The 17,531-nt window shown below is 56.9% G+C and carries 17 protein-coding genes; 13 read left to right on the top strand and 4 right to left on the bottom strand.

Annotated features, from left to right (window positions below; translation table 11 throughout):
* Nucleotides 1-4: 4 nt before the first annotated feature.
* Nucleotides 5-1,357: an ATP-binding protein gene (locus DXB53_RS07865; RefSeq protein ID WP_089572572.1), complete on the bottom strand. Its 1,353-nt coding sequence runs from the start codon at nt 1,355-1,357 to the stop codon at nt 5-7.
* A 345-nt stretch (nt 1,358-1,702) separates the two neighbouring features.
* On the opposite strand from DXB53_RS07865, the gene rpmH reads away from it, so the two are divergent.
* The 9 genes from rpmH to DXB53_RS07820 all read left to right on the top strand — a co-directional run bounded on the left by rpmH (nt 1,703) and on the right by DXB53_RS07820 (nt 6,743).
* Nucleotides 1,703-1,837 (top strand): 50S ribosomal protein L34, encoded by a 135-nt coding sequence (gene rpmH / locus DXB53_RS07860; RefSeq protein WP_117584028.1) that lies wholly within the window; start codon nt 1,703-1,705, stop codon nt 1,835-1,837.
* Nucleotides 1,838-1,857: 20 nt separating this feature from the next.
* Nucleotides 1,858-2,193: a ribonuclease P protein component gene (rnpA, locus tag DXB53_RS07855; protein ID WP_117584027.1), complete on the top strand. Its 336-nt coding sequence runs from the start codon at nt 1,858-1,860 to the stop codon at nt 2,191-2,193.
* On the top strand, nt 2,193-2,417 hold the full coding sequence (yidD, locus tag DXB53_RS07850; protein ID WP_117584026.1) for a membrane protein insertion efficiency factor YidD: 225 nt from the start codon (nt 2,193-2,195) through the stop codon (nt 2,415-2,417). Before rnpA ends, yidD begins: the two co-directional genes overlap by 1 nt.
* A gap of 29 nt (nt 2,418-2,446) precedes the next feature.
* Nucleotides 2,447-3,217, top strand: coding sequence for a YidC/Oxa1 family membrane protein insertase (locus DXB53_RS07845; protein WP_117584025.1), 771 nt, complete (start codon nt 2,447-2,449; stop codon nt 3,215-3,217).
* A gap of 45 nt (nt 3,218-3,262) precedes the next feature.
* Complete coding sequence (locus DXB53_RS07840; protein ID WP_117584024.1) at nt 3,263-3,832, top strand: R3H domain-containing nucleic acid-binding protein; 570 nt, start codon at nt 3,263-3,265, stop codon at nt 3,830-3,832.
* 96 nt (nt 3,833-3,928) lie between these two features.
* Nucleotides 3,929-4,666 (top strand): 16S rRNA (guanine(527)-N(7))-methyltransferase RsmG, encoded by a 738-nt coding sequence (gene rsmG, locus DXB53_RS07835; RefSeq protein ID WP_233503845.1) that lies wholly within the window; start codon nt 3,929-3,931, stop codon nt 4,664-4,666.
* A gap of 134 nt (nt 4,667-4,800) precedes the next feature.
* Nucleotides 4,801-5,601 carry a ParA family protein gene (locus DXB53_RS07830; RefSeq protein WP_117584022.1) on the top strand — a complete coding sequence of 267 codons (801 nt, stop codon included), beginning with the start codon at nt 4,801-4,803 and terminating at the stop codon, nt 5,599-5,601.
* Nucleotides 5,594-6,499 (top strand): ParB/RepB/Spo0J family partition protein, encoded by a 906-nt coding sequence (locus tag DXB53_RS07825; RefSeq protein WP_199409702.1) that lies wholly within the window; start codon nt 5,594-5,596, stop codon nt 6,497-6,499. The genes DXB53_RS07830 and DXB53_RS07825 overlap by 8 nt, the downstream gene beginning before the upstream one ends.
* Complete coding sequence (locus DXB53_RS07820) at nt 6,489-6,743, top strand: hypothetical protein (protein WP_022093798.1); 255 nt, start codon at nt 6,489-6,491, stop codon at nt 6,741-6,743. The genes DXB53_RS07825 and DXB53_RS07820 overlap by 11 nt, the downstream gene beginning before the upstream one ends.
* A gap of 199 nt (nt 6,744-6,942) precedes the next feature.
* On the opposite strand, the gene rlmN is transcribed toward DXB53_RS07820, so the two are convergent.
* Nucleotides 6,943-7,995: a 23S rRNA (adenine(2503)-C(2))-methyltransferase RlmN gene (gene rlmN / locus DXB53_RS07815; protein ID WP_117584021.1), complete on the bottom strand. Its 1,053-nt coding sequence runs from the start codon at nt 7,993-7,995 to the stop codon at nt 6,943-6,945.
* 85 nt (nt 7,996-8,080) lie between these two features.
* Here rlmN and DXB53_RS07810 point away from each other — a divergent pair, with 85 nt between their 5' ends.
* Together DXB53_RS07810 and DXB53_RS07805 are read left to right on the top strand one after the other, a co-directional pair.
* Nucleotides 8,081-9,046 (top strand): D-alanine--D-alanine ligase, encoded by a 966-nt coding sequence (locus DXB53_RS07810; RefSeq protein WP_117584020.1) that lies wholly within the window; start codon nt 8,081-8,083, stop codon nt 9,044-9,046.
* Nucleotides 9,040-11,934 carry a helicase C-terminal domain-containing protein gene (locus DXB53_RS07805; protein WP_117584019.1) on the top strand — a complete coding sequence of 965 codons (2,895 nt, stop codon included), beginning with the start codon at nt 9,040-9,042 and terminating at the stop codon, nt 11,932-11,934. The genes DXB53_RS07810 and DXB53_RS07805 overlap by 7 nt, the downstream gene beginning before the upstream one ends.
* Here DXB53_RS07805 and DXB53_RS07800 read toward each other — a convergent pair.
* Together DXB53_RS07800 and DXB53_RS07795 are read right to left on the bottom strand one after the other, a co-directional pair.
* The gene (locus DXB53_RS07800) at nt 11,931-12,848 is read right to left on the bottom strand and encodes a YafY family protein (RefSeq protein WP_117584018.1); all 918 of its coding nucleotides are present in this window, start codon (nt 12,846-12,848) and stop codon (nt 11,931-11,933) included. The two genes, DXB53_RS07805 and DXB53_RS07800, sit on opposite strands and share 4 nt — an antisense overlap.
* The gene (locus DXB53_RS07795; RefSeq protein WP_117584017.1) at nt 12,835-13,857 is read right to left on the bottom strand and encodes a YafY family protein; all 1,023 of its coding nucleotides are present in this window, start codon (nt 13,855-13,857) and stop codon (nt 12,835-12,837) included. Before DXB53_RS07795 ends, DXB53_RS07800 begins: the two co-directional genes overlap by 14 nt.
* A gap of 198 nt (nt 13,858-14,055) precedes the next feature.
* On the opposite strand from DXB53_RS07795, the gene DXB53_RS07790 reads away from it, so the two are divergent.
* Together DXB53_RS07790 and DXB53_RS07785 are read left to right on the top strand one after the other, a co-directional pair.
* Nucleotides 14,056-17,253 carry a hypothetical protein gene (locus DXB53_RS07790; protein ID WP_117584016.1) on the top strand — a complete coding sequence of 1,066 codons (3,198 nt, stop codon included), beginning with the start codon at nt 14,056-14,058 and terminating at the stop codon, nt 17,251-17,253.
* Nucleotides 17,254-17,274: 21 nt separating this feature from the next.
* Entirely contained in the window at nt 17,275-17,493 is a 219-nt protein-coding gene (locus DXB53_RS07785) for a hypothetical protein (protein ID WP_117584015.1), read from the top strand.
* The last annotated feature ends 38 nt before the right edge of the window (nt 17,494-17,531 follow it).

The following is a 17,531-nucleotide window of genomic DNA, read 5'->3' as shown; positions in this document are numbered from 1 at the left end:
TTCTTTAGCTCTGAGCTCGCACGCGAGCGGCGCCGAGTTCGGTCAGATGGTATTTCTGGCCATGCTTGATGACCAAGCCGGCCTGCGCCAAGTCATTGAGCGTGCGTGACCAAGTGGGGGCCGAGTTTCCAAACGCCCTCGCCAGATCGGTGGCACCGCACGCTTGATTTTGCGCCAGATAGCCCAGCGCGGCGTTGCCGCGATCGCTTACGAACACGTCCGGTTGTGGCTGCGCATACTGATTTGCTGCATTAGGATACATCATTTGAGCTGCTGGTTGTTGAGAACTCTGCATCGGCGGCATTTGCTGTTGAAAACTTTGAGGCCACTGGTGGTAAGGCTGCGGAGGCATCTGCTGGGCCCAGGGGTTGTACTGCTGCTGCGTCATCTGCTGGTACGGCTGCTGATATCCCTGCTGGTACTGCTGCGGGAACTGCTGGCCATACCCCAGTGGCGGCATCTGCTGATATGGATATCCCTGTTGGTACGGCTGATAGCCCATTTGCTGGCCACCCGGTGCCCCCGTCGCCTGCTGCATTGCTGCTGTATCCTGATCCGCCAGCGGCATGGCCTCTGGCACGTTTGGCGGCATCGACATCGACGCCGCCTGGGGCTCTTGTGTAGGAAGCATTCCGGGCTGCTGCATCTGTCCCACGCGGGGCTGCATCTGTTGCGTTGCCATGGGCTGCTGCGCAAAAGCTCCCGGCAGGGGATATGCGGGCTGCTCCGTCTCGGGCCGCACGGCAGCACCGCGCCCGCCGGCGCGTTCGATTTCCTGCACGCGTTTAGGGTCCAGGCTTACCGTAACCACGGTGCCGTTGCCCATGTTGTCCTCGATGGACACGGCCCCGCCGGCGTTTTCCAAATACTCCTGCACCATGGGAAACCCTGCTCCGGTTCCACGGATATAGCGCTTCATCTTGCTGTTTGCGCTGGTAACGCCAAAGTCGAAAGCGCGCTCCTTGTCGTCGATGCCGGGTCCTTGATCAGCAAAGCGGATGGTGTCTCCGCCGTCCAGAATCGAGATGATGGGCTCGGCAAAGTGTGCGTGGATAAAGTTTTCGACAATCTCGCGGATGACCATGAGCGAGATGTGGCCACCTTGCTCTTTCATACACTGGTAGACGGTGTTGGTCGTCTCTTCCAAATACGTGCGGACATCTTGCGGATCAATGACGATCACACGCGGTGTCGACAGCATGTCGTCATAGACGGCGATGCGCGCGGCGTACATGGCTTTTGGCGCCTGCGTGGTCGTCTGCTCGCCTTCCTTACGCTCTTCGCGCACGCCGGTGATGTGCTCGTTGTCGGGTGCCGGGTCTCCGGAATCGACCATGGTGTAAAAGTCGTCAGACATGCCGCTCGCAATCTTTCAAAAGGTTTCGAACAAATAGTAGCTCACCGTGCAATGTTTCTCATCTTTCGACAACTTTTCAAAACCTGTTGAAAACTTTGGAAAACGGACGAAAAGTTCTCAACATTGCCAACATGACCTGTTGAAAACTCGATGAAATATCGTGAAAAGTTGCCATGCACCGCTAAATCGAGCTCGGCTTATGGGGGAACCGTGTGAACTGCGCAACCTTTTACCTTTGATTTCTTGACATTTGAACATTGATTTCCCTACAATCTTCAAGCTCACGTGTCTATATCTGCGTCCGCGCCCCCGCGGACACTCGAAATGCAGCAGGAGGAACTTAAGATGAAGCGTACGTATCAGCCTAATAAGCGTAAGCGTGCCAAGACCCATGGCTTCCGTGCCCGTATGGCCTCCAAGGGTGGTCGTGCCGTGCTCGCCCGTCGTCGCGCCAAGGGCCGCAAGCGTCTCACTGTCTAGCAGCGATACACACATCTCGCATGAAGACTATTAAGTCTCGGCAAGATTTCGAGCATGTGTTCAGTCAGGGGCGTCGTTTCAATCACCCTCTGATTCGAATGACCATATGTGAATCGGTTGGCGAAGGCGACTCCGGAAGGGTCGCCTTCGTTGGTGCTAAACGGCTCGGTTGTGCTGTCGTGCGCAACCGTTCTAAGCGTGTGATGCGCGAGGCCGCCCGCAGCTGTGGATTTCCCGTTGCGGGTTATGACATCATCTTGTTCGCAACTCCCAAGACGAGGGTTTCCTCGCCGCAGGAGATGGACAATGCATTGCGTTCGCTTATGAAACGCGCCGGCGTTGCCGGGGAGGAGTGATGAGCAACCACGTTTTGCGACGTGTTGCCATCGCTCCTATTCGCATATATCAACAGGTTATTTCGCCCTTATTGCCTGACGCCTGCATTTATTACCCAACGTGCTCGCAATACGCCATCCAGGCGATTGAGAAGTACGGTGTTTTGAGAGGCTGCTGGCTTGCCGTGAGGCGCATCGCTCGCTGCAATCCCCTGCACGTCGGCGGTTATGACCCTGTGCCCTAGCGGGCACTCGCTATCGGAGGAAAACTTACATGTGGGATTGGATCGTTAACATCCTTTTCGAGCTGCTCAAGCTCATCCAGACCTTTGCGGTCGACTGGGGCCTGTCCATCATCATCCTGGTGGTCATCATCCGTCTGCTGCTGACGCCGCTTATGCTCAAGTCGACCAAGTCGACGGCTCGCATGCAGGTGCTGCAGCCCAAGATGCTCGAGATCCAGGAGCGCTATGCCGACGATCCCCAGCGTCAGGCCGAGGAGATGCAGAAGTTCTACAGCGAGAACAAGTTCAACCCCATGGCTGGTTGTCTGCCGCTTCTGATTCAGATGCCTATCCTGTTTGCCCTGTTTACGCTGCTTCGTAACCTGCCGCAGTACTTTAACGAGGGCACGTTCTCGTTCTTCAACATCCTGCCCGACCTGACCACCACGCCGAGCGCTTCCTTTGCCGATGGCTTTATGGTTGCACTGCCTGCGCTGGTCTGCCTGATCCTGTTTGCCGTCCTGACCCTGATTCCGCAGCTCTATATGTCGCGCAACCAGACCGGCCAGCAGGCCCAGAGCATGCGTATGATGGCCGTTGTCATGACGGTCATGATGCTTTGGATGGGCTGGAGCCTTCCCGTTGGTGTTCTGCTGTACTACGATGTGTCTTCTGCCTGGCAGGTTATCCAGCAGATCTTCGTGACACAGAAGGTTATCGACAAGGCTAAGGCCGATGAGGAGGAGCGCCTCAAGAACGCTCCGCTGCAGGTCGAGGTTACCCGTCGCGAGAAGAAGCCGCGCCCGCACAAGAAGAAGTAGTCGGGATATCAATCTTATTTAGGTACCTAACTTTTGGAGTACGTTATGTCTGAAGAGATCATCGAGGATATGCTTGAGGAGGTTGCCCCGCAGATTGTGGGCGATTATCCCGAGATTGCACAGCGCTACAAGGCCGGTGAAGAGCTGACCGATGAGGAGCTCGACACCATCGCCGATGTTGCGATTTCCATTCTGCGTTCCATCCTTTCGCACTTCGATGCCGCCAACTCTCCTATTGATGAGTACGAGGGTGACGAGGGCGAGCTGATTTTGGATGTTACCGCTCCTGATCTTGCTGTTCTCATTGGCCGTCATGGTCGTACCCTTGATGCCCTTCAGGTTATGTTCTCTTTGCTGGTGAGCCGCAAGCTTGGCTTTAGGTATCCGGTTGTAGTGGACGTCGAGGGATACAAGAGCCGCCGACAGGACAAGGTTGCCTCCATGGCTCAGTCTGCTGCCGAGCGTGCCATCCGCACTCATAAGAGTGTTTCGCTTCCGCCCATGAATGCCTACGAGCGCCGACTGGTTCACATTGCACTTCGTGGCAATGATGCCGTCGATACTCATTCTGAGGGTTCTGACCCCGATCGCCATGTGGTGATTGTTGCTCGATAATCTACTCGAGCTTATGCTAAGGGGACGTGGTTTCCACGTCCCCTTTTTTTGTCAAAAGTTCTCGATACACTGATTTTTGTCAGAAAGGAGCTTTCGTTGTTAGTACTTACTGAGCAGCAAGCTGACGAGATGTTGAGTCGCCTAACTTCCTATTGCAAAGAGTATTCCTCGAGCGTAACTGATGTTGAGCTGAGGAAATGTATCAAGCATTTGGATTTGGTTTTGGAAACAAATAAGACAACCAATCTCACCCGTATTCTCAACGTAGAAGATGCTGCAGTACTTCATATCCTCGACTCACTTGTTTTACTCCCCTATATCAATAAGGCTCCTGAGGGAGCTTTGCTCGATATGGGTACAGGTGCGGGCTTCCCTGGTATTCCGTTAACCATAGCCACGCATCGTAAAGCTACTTATATTGACTCTGTTGGCAAGAAGGTTGATGCTGTCGATTCCTTTGTCCATGCTCTTGGATTGAAACATGCTCATGCGGTCCATGATCGTCTTGAAGAATATGCTCGAAACCATAAGAAGCAGTTCTCTGTCGTAACCGCCCGCGCACTGGCCCCTCTACCGATTCTTGTTGAGTATGCGGCTCCGTTCCTCAAAGATGGAGGGCTATTTGTTATCACCAAGGGCAATCCTTCGGATGAGGAGCTTGCTTCCGGCATGTCAGTAGCTAAGATTTGCGGCTTTACTTTGCTTCTGAATGACGCAATCGATTTGCCTGAGGGCTTGGGCCACAGGGAGTTCATTGTTCTTAAGAAGAGCCATCCAGCATCTGTCTCATTGCCTCGTGCAAATGGCATGGCAAAGAAGAATCCGCTTGCCTAGATGTTTCACGTGAAACATAATGGATACTAACAACTTGCAGTGTTTCACGTGAAACATGGCGGTTGATATCGAATCGGAATGTTTCGCGTGAAACATCCTCCGTTTGACAGCATTAATACACACCAGGAGGGACCGTGGGATTTCGCGACGTTAAGCGTTCTAAGAGCGCAAAAGACACGCGTATCATTGCAATCATCAATCAAAAAGGCGGTGTCGGTAAGTCGACGACGGCTGTAAACCTTGCAGCAGCACTGGGTGAGCAGGGTCGTAAGACACTGATTGTCGATTTTGATCCGCAGGGAAACAGCACCAGTGGATTCGGAATTGAAAAAGAAGACCTTGATCGCTGCATCTATGATGCATTGTTGAATGATGTGCCGGCAGAATCACTTGTTCTTGATACAAATTGCAAAAAGGTATTCGTAATTCCGGCTACCATTCAGCTTGCAGGCGCGGAAATTGAGCTCGTAAGCGCAATTGCTCGTGAAACCCGCCTCAAAGATTTGCTTGAGCCAATTCAGGACGAGTTCGATTTTATTTTCATTGACTGTCCTCCTTCGCTCGGCTTGCTTACAATCAACGCCCTGACTGCAGCAGACAGTGTTTTGATTCCGATCCAGTGCGAGTATTATGCACTTGAGGGTGTTACGAAGCTGCTTGAGTCAATGAAGATGGTCAAATCACGTCTGAACAAGGGCTTAGACACCTATGGCGTGCTTATGACCATGTATGACTCGCGTACTTCTCTGTCGAATCAGGTTGTTGAGGAGGTTCAATCGTACTTTGGTGATAAGGCGTTTAAGACGTTGATTCCCCGTACAGTTAAAATCTCCGAAGCTCCGTCTTTTGGAGAACCGGTAATTACCTATGCACCTCAAAATAAGGGTGCAAAAGCGTATATGAACCTTGCAAAAGAGGTGATCAAGCGTGCCTAGTGCAAAGAAACGTGGCGGATTAGGACGTGGTCTCAATGCTTTGGTCTCAGAGGCCGAATATGAGACCGGTGGTTCGGCTGCATCTGCTTCAAATGCCGCATCTGAAACAAAACTCCCTATTGAGGATATCGTTCCCAACCCTAATCAGCCGCGAATTCACTTTAACGAAACTGAACTTCGCGAGTTGAGTGAGTCAATCCAAGAGCATGGTGTTTTGCAGCCGCTTTTGGTTCGCAAGCACGGAAACGGCTATGAGATCATTGCTGGTGAACGTCGTTACCAAGCGTCAAAGCTTGCTGGTCTTGAGGAACTGCCTGTCATCATTAAAGATGTTAATGATGAAGAGATGCTGGCCCTTGCACTTATCGAAAACCTTCAGCGTTCTGATCTGAATCCCGTTGAAGAAGCCAAGGGGTATCGCCAGCTCATTGATGCCAGTGGTATGACCCAAGAGGCATTGTCGAAGGCTGTAAGCAAGTCACGCTCTGCAATTACAAACTCACTGCGCCTTCTCGATCTCCCCGAAGTTGTTCAGCAGATGATTTTTGAGGGTAAACTTACTGCTGGTCATGCACGTGCGATTCTTGCTGTTCCCTATGAGGACGCTCGAATTCGACTTGCTGAGAAGGTTGTTGCAGAGGGTCTTTCCGTAAGAGCGACAGAAAATCTTGCTCCGTTGTTTTCTGCCGGAGAGACGCCTAAAACGTCGAGGCCTGCAACGCCTCAGTCTTTTAAAAAGGCTGCCCGTGTACTTCGTCAGGTATTTAATACCAACGTACGTGTGAAGAGCTCACGTGGAAAGAATAAGATTGAGATTGAGTTTAAAGACGAGGAAGAACTCTCTCGTATTCTTGGTGAAATGATTCAGTTTGATCAAGGAGACCAAGATGAGGAATAAGATTTTAACTGCGATTGCATTGGCGACGACTGTCGCGGCTGGTGCCTTTGCTGGCTATAAAATCGCGACAGACGATGAGCTCCGAGGTCGTTTGCTTCGTGGTGCGCAAGATATCGTCGATACGTCCAAGAAGAAAATGGATGTTATGACAGAAGATGTTGCCATGCGAACTGCTCAGGTAACGAAGAATCCCAAGATTAATCAAGGTTGGGTTAGCAACCAATGGGAAAATGTGGGCTATTAGGTACCTAACAATTACTCAGTAAATTTTGAGGGGTCCTTGTCTGATTCATGAGACAAGGGCCCCTTATTTTGGCCGTAAAAAATGGGACAGGAAGCAACTGATTCAAAATTGAGGTCAATAAATGAAACGGCCCCGGTTGCATATCCTGCAACCGGGGCCGTTCGATGTTTCACATGAAACGTTTTGGAGTGCGACTCCCCTATGCGTTCTTCTGAACTTTGAAGCGCTGTTTCAGCTGTCCGCAAGCGGCGTCAATATCGTTACCACGGGAGTTACGAATCGTGGTCTCGATGCCACGGGACTCAAGACGACGCTGAAGATCCTCAACCTTATGAATCGGCGACGGCTTGAGCGGGCTGCCCTCGATGTCGTTAAGTTGAATCAGGTTAACGTGGCACAGCGTTCCCTCGCAGAAGTCGCAGAGTGCCTGCATCTCGGGATTCGTGTCGTTGACGCCTTCGATCATGGCATACTCATAGGTCGGGCGGCGGCCAGTCTTCTCGGTGTAGAACTGAAGCGCTTCGTGAAGGCGAAGCAGCGTGTACTTCTTAACACCGGGCATGAGCTTATTGCGCGTCGACTGGATGGCGGAATGCAGGGAAACGGCAAGAGTGAACTGCTCGGGGATATCGGCAAATTTGCGAATACCGGGAATAACGCCGCTGGTAGAGACGGTGAGGTGACGAGCGCCGATACCGATGCCATCGGGGTCGTTGAGGATACGCAGTGCCTTGAGAACCTCGTCGTAGTTGGCAAACGGCTCGCCCTGGCCCATGAAGACAACACTTGTGGCACGCTCGCCAAAGTCGTTGGATACATGAAGCACCTGGTCGACGATCTCTTGAGCGGTCAGAGAGCGCTTGAGGCCGTTGAGACCGGTGGCGCAAAAGGCGCAGCCCATGCCGCAGCCTGCCTGGGTGGAAACGCAGACGGAAAGCTTGTTACGACGGGGCATGCCGACAGTCTCGACGGAAATGCCATCGTGGTACTCGAGCAGATACTTGCGCGAGCCATCTTTGGAAACCTGCTTGGTGAGTTCAGTCGGCGTATCAAAGGCAAAAGCCTCTTTAAGCTGCTCACGGAAAGCCTTGGGAAGGTTGGTCATATCGTCAAACGAACAAACGTTCTTCTCAAAGACCCATTCGATGAGCTGCTTCGCGCGGAAGGCGGGCTGGCCAAGTTCGGCCACGAGCTCGCGAATATCGTTTTGGCTCAAGTCGCGAATGTCCTGAGATTTAGTCTTGGGATTCATGGAAGCCTTTCGATTTTGGGGAAACGTAGAGGGTATCGCTACAATATGGTATCAGCTGCAGAAATTATAGAGGAGGAGTCTGCCCATGCCGGGTAAAAGCCTAGAGAACATGCACGTAGCGATCTTGGCGGGCGGTCATTCCGCCGAGCGCGAGATCTCGCTCGATTCGGGAAAGAACGTTGTGGTGGCACTGAAGGAAGCCGGCTACACCTCGGTGGAGCTGCTTGACACGGCCGCTGATGACTTTATGGTAACCATGGCGACCGGCGGATTCGATGTGGCATTTATCGCCATGCACGGCGCCGGCGGTGAGGATGGCGCCATGCAGGGTGCCATGGAGACCCTGGGTATCCCCTACACGGCCTCGGGCGTACTTGCCAGCGCCTGCGGTGCCGACAAGGAGGTCTCTAAGCTCCTATACGCCAAGGCGGGCATTCCCATTGCCCCCGGCCTTGCGCTCGAGGTGGGCGACGAAGTCGATATCGATCATATCGTCGAGGTTTGTGGCGAGCGCTGCTTTGTGAAGCCGGCCGTCAACGGTTCCAGCTATGGCATTTCCCTGGTCCATGAGCCCTCCGAGCTGCCCGCGGCAATCGCCAAGGCGTTTGAGTACGGCGACAAAGTGCTGGTCGAGAAGTGCATCGAGGGTACCGAGGTCACCGTCGGCGTATACGGCGAAGATGACGTGCGCGCCCTGCCGATTGTCGAGATTCGTAAGCCCGAGGACTGCGAGTTCTACGATCTGGACGTGAAGTATGTCGACCCTACGGATATCCATCGCATTCCGGCGCAGATTTCACCCGAGAATTACGCCCGCGCTCAGGAACTTGCCTGTGCCGCTCACAAGGCCCTCGGTTGCCTGGGTATCTCGCGCAGCGACTTTATTGTGAGCGAGGACGGCCCCGTTATCCTCGAGACCAATACCATTCCCGGCATGACCGATACGTCGCTGTATCCGGATGAGATCCGCCACACCGACGACATGACGTTCCCGCAGGTCTGTGACAGCCTGATCCGTATGGGCCTTCGTCGAGCGGGCATTGCATGCTAATCGAGGACGCGGTTTCGTCAGGAACGCCGCAGTTTGTCATCGACTCCTATGCCACGCTTGCCGACCGCGCCAAAACGCAGTCCTTCGGCCTTATCGAGGAAGATGTGATTATCCTCGATACCGAGACCACGGGTCTTTCGGTGCAGGACAACGAGCTGATCGAGATCTCGGCGGCCCGTCTTTCGGGCCGCGAGGTCATCGACCGCTTCGATACCTTCGTGCATCCCAGGCAGCTGATTCCCGCCGAGATTACCGAGCTCACGAGCATTACAAATGCCGATGTTGCAGATGCCCCGTCGGCGGTTGAGGCCGTCGCCGCTCTCGCCGATTTTGTCGGTGGCTGCCCGGTGATCGCACACAACGCCACGTTCGACCGCTCGTTTATCGAGTCGGTCAAAGGCGGCGTCAACGTGAGCGATATTTGGATCGATTCGCTGGCGCTGTCGCGCATCGCGCTTCCGCGCCTGGCCTCGCACAAGCTGTCTTTTATGGCCGATCTGTTTGGCTGCGACTCGGTATCACACCGTGCCAATGCCGACGTCGACGCCCTGTGTGGCGTATGGCGCGTGTTGCTCGTGGCGCTCACCGACTTGCCCCAGGGCTTCATGGCGCGCCTAGCCGACATGCATCTGGACGTGCCTTGGTCCTATCGTCCTATCTTCTCATTCTTGGCAGGGCAGAACCCTGGTTCCATCTTCTCTCTCAGCGCCGCTCGTGCTGACGTTCTCAAGGCCGATCGCGCCGACGATCGGGTGGACGCCGATGAACTGCCGGTTCTCAAGATGCCGAGTCGTGAGGAGATCGAGGCAGACTATGCGCCAGGTGGCCTGGTCAATCGCATGTATCCCACCTACGAGCCGCGTGATGAGCAGATCGCGATGGCGCTCGAGGTCCGCGATGCGCTGGTCACGGGCACTCATCGAGTAATTGAGGCAGGCACCGGCGTCGGCAAATCGATGGCCTATCTGGTGCCTTTTGCCGAGGCAGCACGCCGTAACAACATCACGGTTGGTATTGCGACCAAATCGAACAATCTTGCCGACCAGCTTATGTACCATGAGCTGCCAAAACTTGCGGAGCAACTGGACGGTGGTCTGTCATTTTGCGCTCTCAAGGGGTATGACCACTATCCGTGCCTGCGCAAGCTTGAGCGCATGAGCCGCGGCCAGGTCGAGATTACCACCAAGCGCGATCCGGCGGACACGCTCACGGCGGTCGCGGTCATTATGGCGTACGTCTGCCAATCAGCCGATGGCGACCTCGACTCGCTCGGCATTCGGTGGCGCAGCGTCAACCGTCCCGACTTTACGACGGCCTCGCGCGAGTGTGCTCGTCGCCTCTGCCCGTTTTTCCCTGATAAATGTTTGGTCCATGGCGCTCGCCGTCGTGCGGCGCATGCCGATGTGGTGGTCACCAACCATTCCCTGCTGTTCCGCAACGTCGCGGCCGAGGGCAGGATTTTGCCGCCGATTCGTCATTGGGTAATCGACGAGGCCCATTCCATCGAGCGCGAGGCGCGCCGTCAGTGGGCGCGCGTGGTGTCGGCGGACGAATCACGCGTCCTGTTCGAGCGCCTGGGTGGCTCGAGCACCGGCGCGCTAAGCCAGGTTTCCCGTGATTTGGCAACCTCCGAGGGCTCTACGCTCTATCTGGGCCTTACTGCCAAGGCGACGTCGACGGTTGCCCGCGCGAGCATGGCAATCGCCGACGTGTTCGATGGCGTTCGCGAGCTCGGCCGCCGTGCGCGTGGGGGTTATGACAATGCCAATCTATGGATTGGCCCCGAGCTGCGCGAATCAGACGACTGGCATGATTTCTTACAGTCGGCCTACACTGGCATCGACGCATTGGAACAAGCTGACAAGAGCGTCGACGCGCTGGTGCAAGCCGTCGCCGCCGACAAGCCCGAGGTTGTTGTCGACCTGGGTGATATCTCGCGCCGCCTGCACGAGCTGGCCGAGAACCTCAAACTCATCATTGATGGCACCGATGAGCACTACGTGTATTCGCTGCAGGTCAATCGCAGGCTGCGTGCCGGCGGAGAGTCGATGACCGCAGAGCGCATCGACATTGGCGAGGCCTTGGCAACCGAGTGGCTGCCCGAGGTTCACACGGCTATCTTTGCCTCGGCGACCATGACGGTGTCCAAAAGCTTTGAGCACTTTAACCATGCGGTCGGCCTTGATCGCATCGGTGCTTCAACGTCGTCATCGCTGCACTTGGATTCGAGCTACGACTTCGATTCGAACATGGCTGTAGTCGTTGCGGGCGATATCCCCGATCCGCGCGATCGTGAGAGCTATCTTACGGCGCTCGAGCGCGTACTGGTCGACGCCCATCTTGCCATGGGCGGATCGGTGCTCACGTTGTTCACCAATCGGCGCGACATGGAGGACCTATACGCCCGCGTTGAGCCCAAGATGGCCCGTGCGGGTCTGGAGCTCAACTGCCAGCAGCGCAACTCATCTCCTCGTCGCCTGCGCGACCGGTTTATCAACGAACCGACCTCGTCGCTTTTTGCGCTCAAGGCCTTCTGGGAGGGGTTTGATGCCAGCGGCGAGACGCTGCGCTGCGTCATCATTCCCAAGTTGCCGTTCTCGAGCCCCACGGACCCGCTCTCGTGCGAGCGCAACCTGCGCGAAGACCGCGCATGGGCGCGCTATTCGCTGCCCGAGGCGGTGCTCGAGGTTAAGCAGGCCGCGGGGCGTTTGATTCGCTCGTCGACCGATAGCGGCGTGCTGATCTTGGCGGATCCTCGCCTGGTGACGAAGGGCTATGGCAAGAAGTTCTTAACGTCGCTGCCCACGAGCTCCTACCAGCGCATCGAATCGGCGCAGATCGGGCACTATCTACAGCTGTGGCGTGCACGCCACGAGCGGCGGCGCTAAAGCGGACAGACGAGGGTTTTTGCCATATCGCACAGACGCTTTGACAGGGCGGGGTCATCCAAGATGCGGATGGCTCCGCCCGCTGCGATTATCTGGCTCAGCAGCCAACGCTCGGAGCCGTAATGTACGGTTACCGTTGCCATGTCTGTCCCGCTGCGCTTGATTAGGGTGATGCCGGCCCAGTCCAGATGCTCCGCCATATCGAATGGCATCAAGAGCTTTGCGCTGCGCTGCGTCCGGGCAAGGGAATCGTGGAGGGATGCAACGTCCGGTGCGTGAGGCACGACGGAGTCTTCCGTTAAGGCGAGTCCCTCGATTTTATCCATGCGATAGGTGCGCTGCTCATCGACTGCGATGTCCCAGGCAATCAGGTATGTTTGGTCGCCGTTTGCCGTAATGCGCAAGGGGTCGACCAGACGCTCGCGTGGCCGTGCATCGTCCATCGAGCGATACGAGATACGGCAGCGAACGCCGTCCTGAATGGCGCAGCTCAGCTGCTGCCAGTGCGACCCGTGGTTGACGGTGTCAAAGACGCGCTGGTTATAGCCGAGCTCTTCGGGTAGAAGAGCAAATCGAATCCGAGCCGCCGTCTGCGGCTCGATCCCCAACGATTCAAGCTCGTGGTTGAGCACGGCGCCCTCGGCGGCACTCAGGCGCAGCGGTAGCACACGACCGGCGTCACCGGTGAGGACCACACGCTCGCCGTGGCATTCGCAGATGATGCGCGCGCCCGATTCTCGGTCCGCGAGCGTCGAGACGATCTCGAGAATCTCGTCGAGCGACGCCCCCGTGATGTCAAAGCGACTGCAAATCTCGGTTCGTGTCATGCCGCTCTCGCCGGCGGCGTAGAGGGCCTCCATGATGTCGATGGCGCGCGAGAGCCTCTGCTCGCTGGTGAGTTTACGCACGGGCATGCTCGTGCACCGTCCTTTCAATGAGGTGGTTCCACGCCTGCTTGAGCGATTTGGGGGCCATGGGCCTCATGCCGTCCATGGCGTGGGCCATGCAAAATGAGGCGGCGGCTTCAAGATCGCGCACGGCAACGGTCCAAGTCCATCCCGAATCGGTGTGTGCGAGCTCACCTCGCCCGCGCGTGAGGCCGTTGATCATATCGATCTGCGTCTGCGGGGCGAACGAGAACGTAGCCGCAACGGGCGGGCGGTCGGCAAAATCGAATTCAAAGAACAGGTAGTCGTTGAGATTGAAGTCTGCAGGGATGGCGTAGGCCTTCGAAGGACGCCAAGCGCGAACGATACGGTCGCAGCGGAATGTCCTGATGTCGTCGGTGGCATTGTCGAGGCCGCAGAAGTACGCAACGCCCTCGCGCTCGAACATGCCGTAGACGCAGACGGTACGCTCTTTCTGCTCACCGCGTCCGTTCTGATATAAAAATCGCAGCGCGCATCGCTCGGCAAAGGCGCTCCATACCGCATCGACGGTGGGAGAGCGGCGGATCGGTGCTTCGTCCGCCGTCGTCCTGCCGGTGAGGTAGGCAATCTTGGAACGAATATCGGCAAGCGGCGCGGCAAAAGTGGATGAGCCGGCCGCTATTGTCTGGTCGATAGCGTTGAGCAGGATATCGGCGTCGTCTGCGGTGATGAGGCCGCCTGCCGCAAACGTGTGCTCGCGGTCGATTGTCCATGAGCTTTCCTCGGTCTCCTGCGCGCCGGCGGGGCGAACCTCCTTGATTAAGATGCCGCGTTCGAGCAGTTTGTCACGATCGCGCCGAAACTTGCGCTTATCCGAGTCGATATTGCCCGAGCCATATCCCAGGTCAGAATCCAAGACGATCTGCTCGGTCGTCAGCGGTTCGGGGGAGCTGTTGAGCACAAAGAAAAGATTGAGGATGCGCTGAGCCGTTTTATCGAAACTGGGCTCCGAATTTCCCTTTTTAATTGTCGCGGTCGCGTCGCTTGCCGTCATAGAGTCCTCGCATGAGAAGGTGGTTTGCTGCCATGATTTTAGTCCGATATGGAGATTAGGCTATATCCTTGTCCGCTCGGGGCGTTAAGATGGCCCGAATTCGGTCGTTTGCGCTCGCTCGGGGTATACTTTCGACTATATACGGTTCTAATGTGCAAGCATTGGGCCTATTTGTCGGATTATGGATGTGGAGCGCACATGGCGAACACCCAGAACTATATTAACCACCTGCTGCAGAACACCGGCATTACGCCGGCATGCAGCGAAGAAGAGCGCTTGGCTGCCGAGGATATCGCTCAGATCTTCCGCAACCACGGCTTTGATCCCGAGGTTCAGGAGTTCAATGCCCCGGCGCCCAGTAGATTGGCATTTGCCGTTACCGGCATCCTTGCGTTTGCCGGCGCCCTGCTGATGGGCATCGGCGGCGGTATCGGCTTGGTCGGCACCTTGCTGGCCATTGTCGGTGCCGTGCTCTACGTGCTCGAGCGCACGGGCCACCCCGTGGTTTCGCGCCTGGGCAAGACGGGCGTGAGCCAAAATGTCACCGCCTACCACAAGGCCTCGGGCCCGCTCGCATCTCCGCGCAACCGCCCGGTGGTCGTTGTCGCACACTACGACTCTCCCCGTGCTGAGCTGCTCGCCCGCGAGCCCTATGCTTCGTATCGTGCACTCATCGCCAAGCTGTTGCCCGTTGCCACGGTTGCCCCTGCTGCCGTTGCCATCCTGCGCATCCTGCCGCTCCCCGGCGCGCTCAAGGTTCTGCTGTGGATTGTCGCGATCCTCGCTTCCCTCGCTGCACTTGTCAACGCGGCAAACATCATCTCTAACCGCCACATTCTTCCCTATACGTCCGGCGCAGTGTGCAACAAGTCTTCTGTCGCCGCTATGCTCGGCGTTATGGACAACGTTGCTCCCTTCCAGGGCGAAAACGAGTTTCCCGACGATGTTCCGTTCGATACCTATTTTGGGGAGCAGAAGCGTCGTGCCGAGGAAATGGCGCGCGCAGCGGCGGAGTATGCCGCGGCCCAGCAGCAAAACGACTACGGCAACACCATCGAGTATGAAGAGCCTACCTACGCCGAGGACGAGTTCGGTCAGCCGATTGCTCCCGACGCTCCGGCCGAGCCCGAACAGGGTGAGGCTTTCGACGAGCAGATCGCGGGCTTTGAGGGTGCGTCTGCCGACGAGACGCTGATTGGCGCCATTGTGCCCGAGGATCAGAATCAGGCTGTCCAGGCCGAAGAGTTCAATGACGAGGTTCCCGCTGCCGAGCCGGCGGAGGAGCCTGTCGCGGCCGAGCCCGAGCCCAAGCTCTATCGCAATGCCGCCGGCAACATCCGCTTTGGTTCGGATGCCATCCGTGCGCTCGGAATGCTTCCCGAGTCCTGCACGCTCGATTACGAGGAGGGCGAGGAGCCGACGTTTGAGGCCGAGCCTGCTCCCGTCGTGACGGCGCCTGCGCCCGTTGCCACCGTGGATGATGAGTCTGCCGCGGTTACCGCTGCCGTTGCCGAGCCCGAGGCAGTGTCCGCGATCGATCCCGCGGCAGGACTGGACATTTTGGCTCCCGCCGCGCCGGCGCAAGACGTTGCGGACGAGTCTGACGACGATTACGTTGAACAGCCGAGGCGTGCGTCTTACGAGAGCGATACTGATTTCTCGGCCGAGATTCCCGCGGCAACGCCCCATGCCGATATTGCATCCGCGTTCTCTTCGATTGGCGCCGGCGCTTCCAACTTCTTTAAGGGTGCGCTTGCAAAGGGCAGGAAATTTGTCGACGATTTCGAGGAGAAGCGCGCTGCCGCACGCGAGGCTGCCGAGCAGGAGGCTATCGCTCAGCAGCAGGCAGCCGAGGCGGCACGTGAGCGCGCGGCGCAAGAGTTCGAGCAGAACGAGGCTATGCAGTCCGTGCCTGTCGACGCTGCCGAAGCTACGACGTCCTTTGAGTCCCAGCAACCGGCGTCCGCGGATGTTGTTGAGGCGACGACGTCTTTCGAGGCTCAGCAGCACGTCGATAGCACCATGTCGTTTGATGCCGCGCAGTTCGATTCCACGATAACGTTTGAAAAGCAAGGCACCGCGATTGCCGAGTCCCTTCCTGTTTCCGATGAGCGGGGCGATGCGGCAGACGATGACGAGCCTATTGATGCTGCCGCAATCCAAGATGCCGCCGAGGACGAGCCCGTCGAGGCCAACTCTGACGAAGAGCAATACGCAACAGCCGAGCAAGATGATTCGACCGAGGTCGAGCAGGAGGAAGTGCCTGCGGTTTCCGAGGTTCCCGAGACAGATGAGTCGAGGCCTTACTCCACGCAGATTTTCACCATGCCGACCCCGAGTGGTTCCGGTGCCACGGTTGCCGATGTTGCTTCCACCCAGGACGAAACGGTCGATTCCCTTATGGCCCAGATTTCCTCCCAGGCATCACCGCGTCCGCAGATGAATGTTCCCGATCCGACGTCGGCACCGTCGCCTGCACCCTCCTCGTCTCCGCTGGCTTCGGTCCCCGATCCGTCGCTGCCGTCGATGAAGCAGGCAAACGTTGCGTCTCGCACGTCGCTGTTCGACCTTCCCGACCCCTCCGCACAGGTCAACGACCCCTTTGCTACCGCTCAGGGTCCCGAACCCACATCGGCACCCGTTGCGCCTCCTATGCCCGTTGCGTCGGGCGCTCAGCCGATCGAGACCATTTCGGCTCCCGCCCCGGCGGCACCCAAGTCTCGCAAGCGCGGCCTGGGCGGCCTGTTCGGTCGTAAAAAGAAAAACGAACAGGACAGCATGAGTGATTGGCTGGGCGTCGAAGACGATTACGATGCCAAGAAGTCCGGTCGCGGCATCGGTTCGTGGGATAATTTCGAGGACGATAACGATGGCTGGAAGGGCGGCGCTACGTCTTCCGACGGCGCTTCTTCCGAAGATATGCTTTCGGCTGTCGCCTCTATGGGTGACGATGAGCTGCTCGGTCACGATATCTGGTTTGTGGCAACGGGCGCCTCGGATTGTGATGGCGCCGGCATGAAGGCCTTCTTGGCTTCGCATCGCGATAAGCTCCGCGGCGTATTCTTCATCAATCTTGAATCCGTCGGCGCCGGTAGGCTTTCGGTGGTGACGGTTGAGGGCGAACGGCAGCTGCTCAAGGGCGATCGCCGCATCATGAACCTGGTCAGCAAGGTGTGCAAGTCGTTCCATGTCGATTGTGGCGCGCTCGAGATGCCCTATGCCAAGACCGATGCCTACGCCGCGCTCGAGGCGAGCCGCCGAGCCCTCACCATCGCCGGCGTGGACGGCACGCGCCTGGCTTGTGCTCGTACCGAGGACGACCTGCCCCACAATGTCAACCCGACGAACATTGCCACGGTATCCGAGGTCGTGACCGAGGTTATCCGCCGTTCGTAGACGGAGCTCTAAGGAGTCAACGTGTTTTCGTATATTAAGCGCCATTGGCCTGTCTACGTGATTTTGACCTTGATTGCCATTGCGTTGGGGTTTGGAGCCGCCTATATCGTGGGCGCGAAGGGCTCGACCCCCGCCTCCGCAATCAGCGAAGAGGTGGAGCAAGAACAGAGCACGGGTGCCGATGGGATTCATGAGTCCGAGCAAGCAATCGTTGATGGTGGATCTTCGTCTGCAGAGTAGATACGGCGATTTAAATGATTGAAAGCGGGCGAGCCGGG

Source organism: Collinsella sp. OM04-5 (assembly GCF_003439125.1).
Taxonomy (GTDB): domain Bacteria; phylum Actinomycetota; class Coriobacteriia; order Coriobacteriales; family Coriobacteriaceae; genus Collinsella.
The sequence above is the reverse complement of the archived record's forward strand: the minus strand, read 5'-3'. Positions and strand labels throughout refer to the sequence as shown.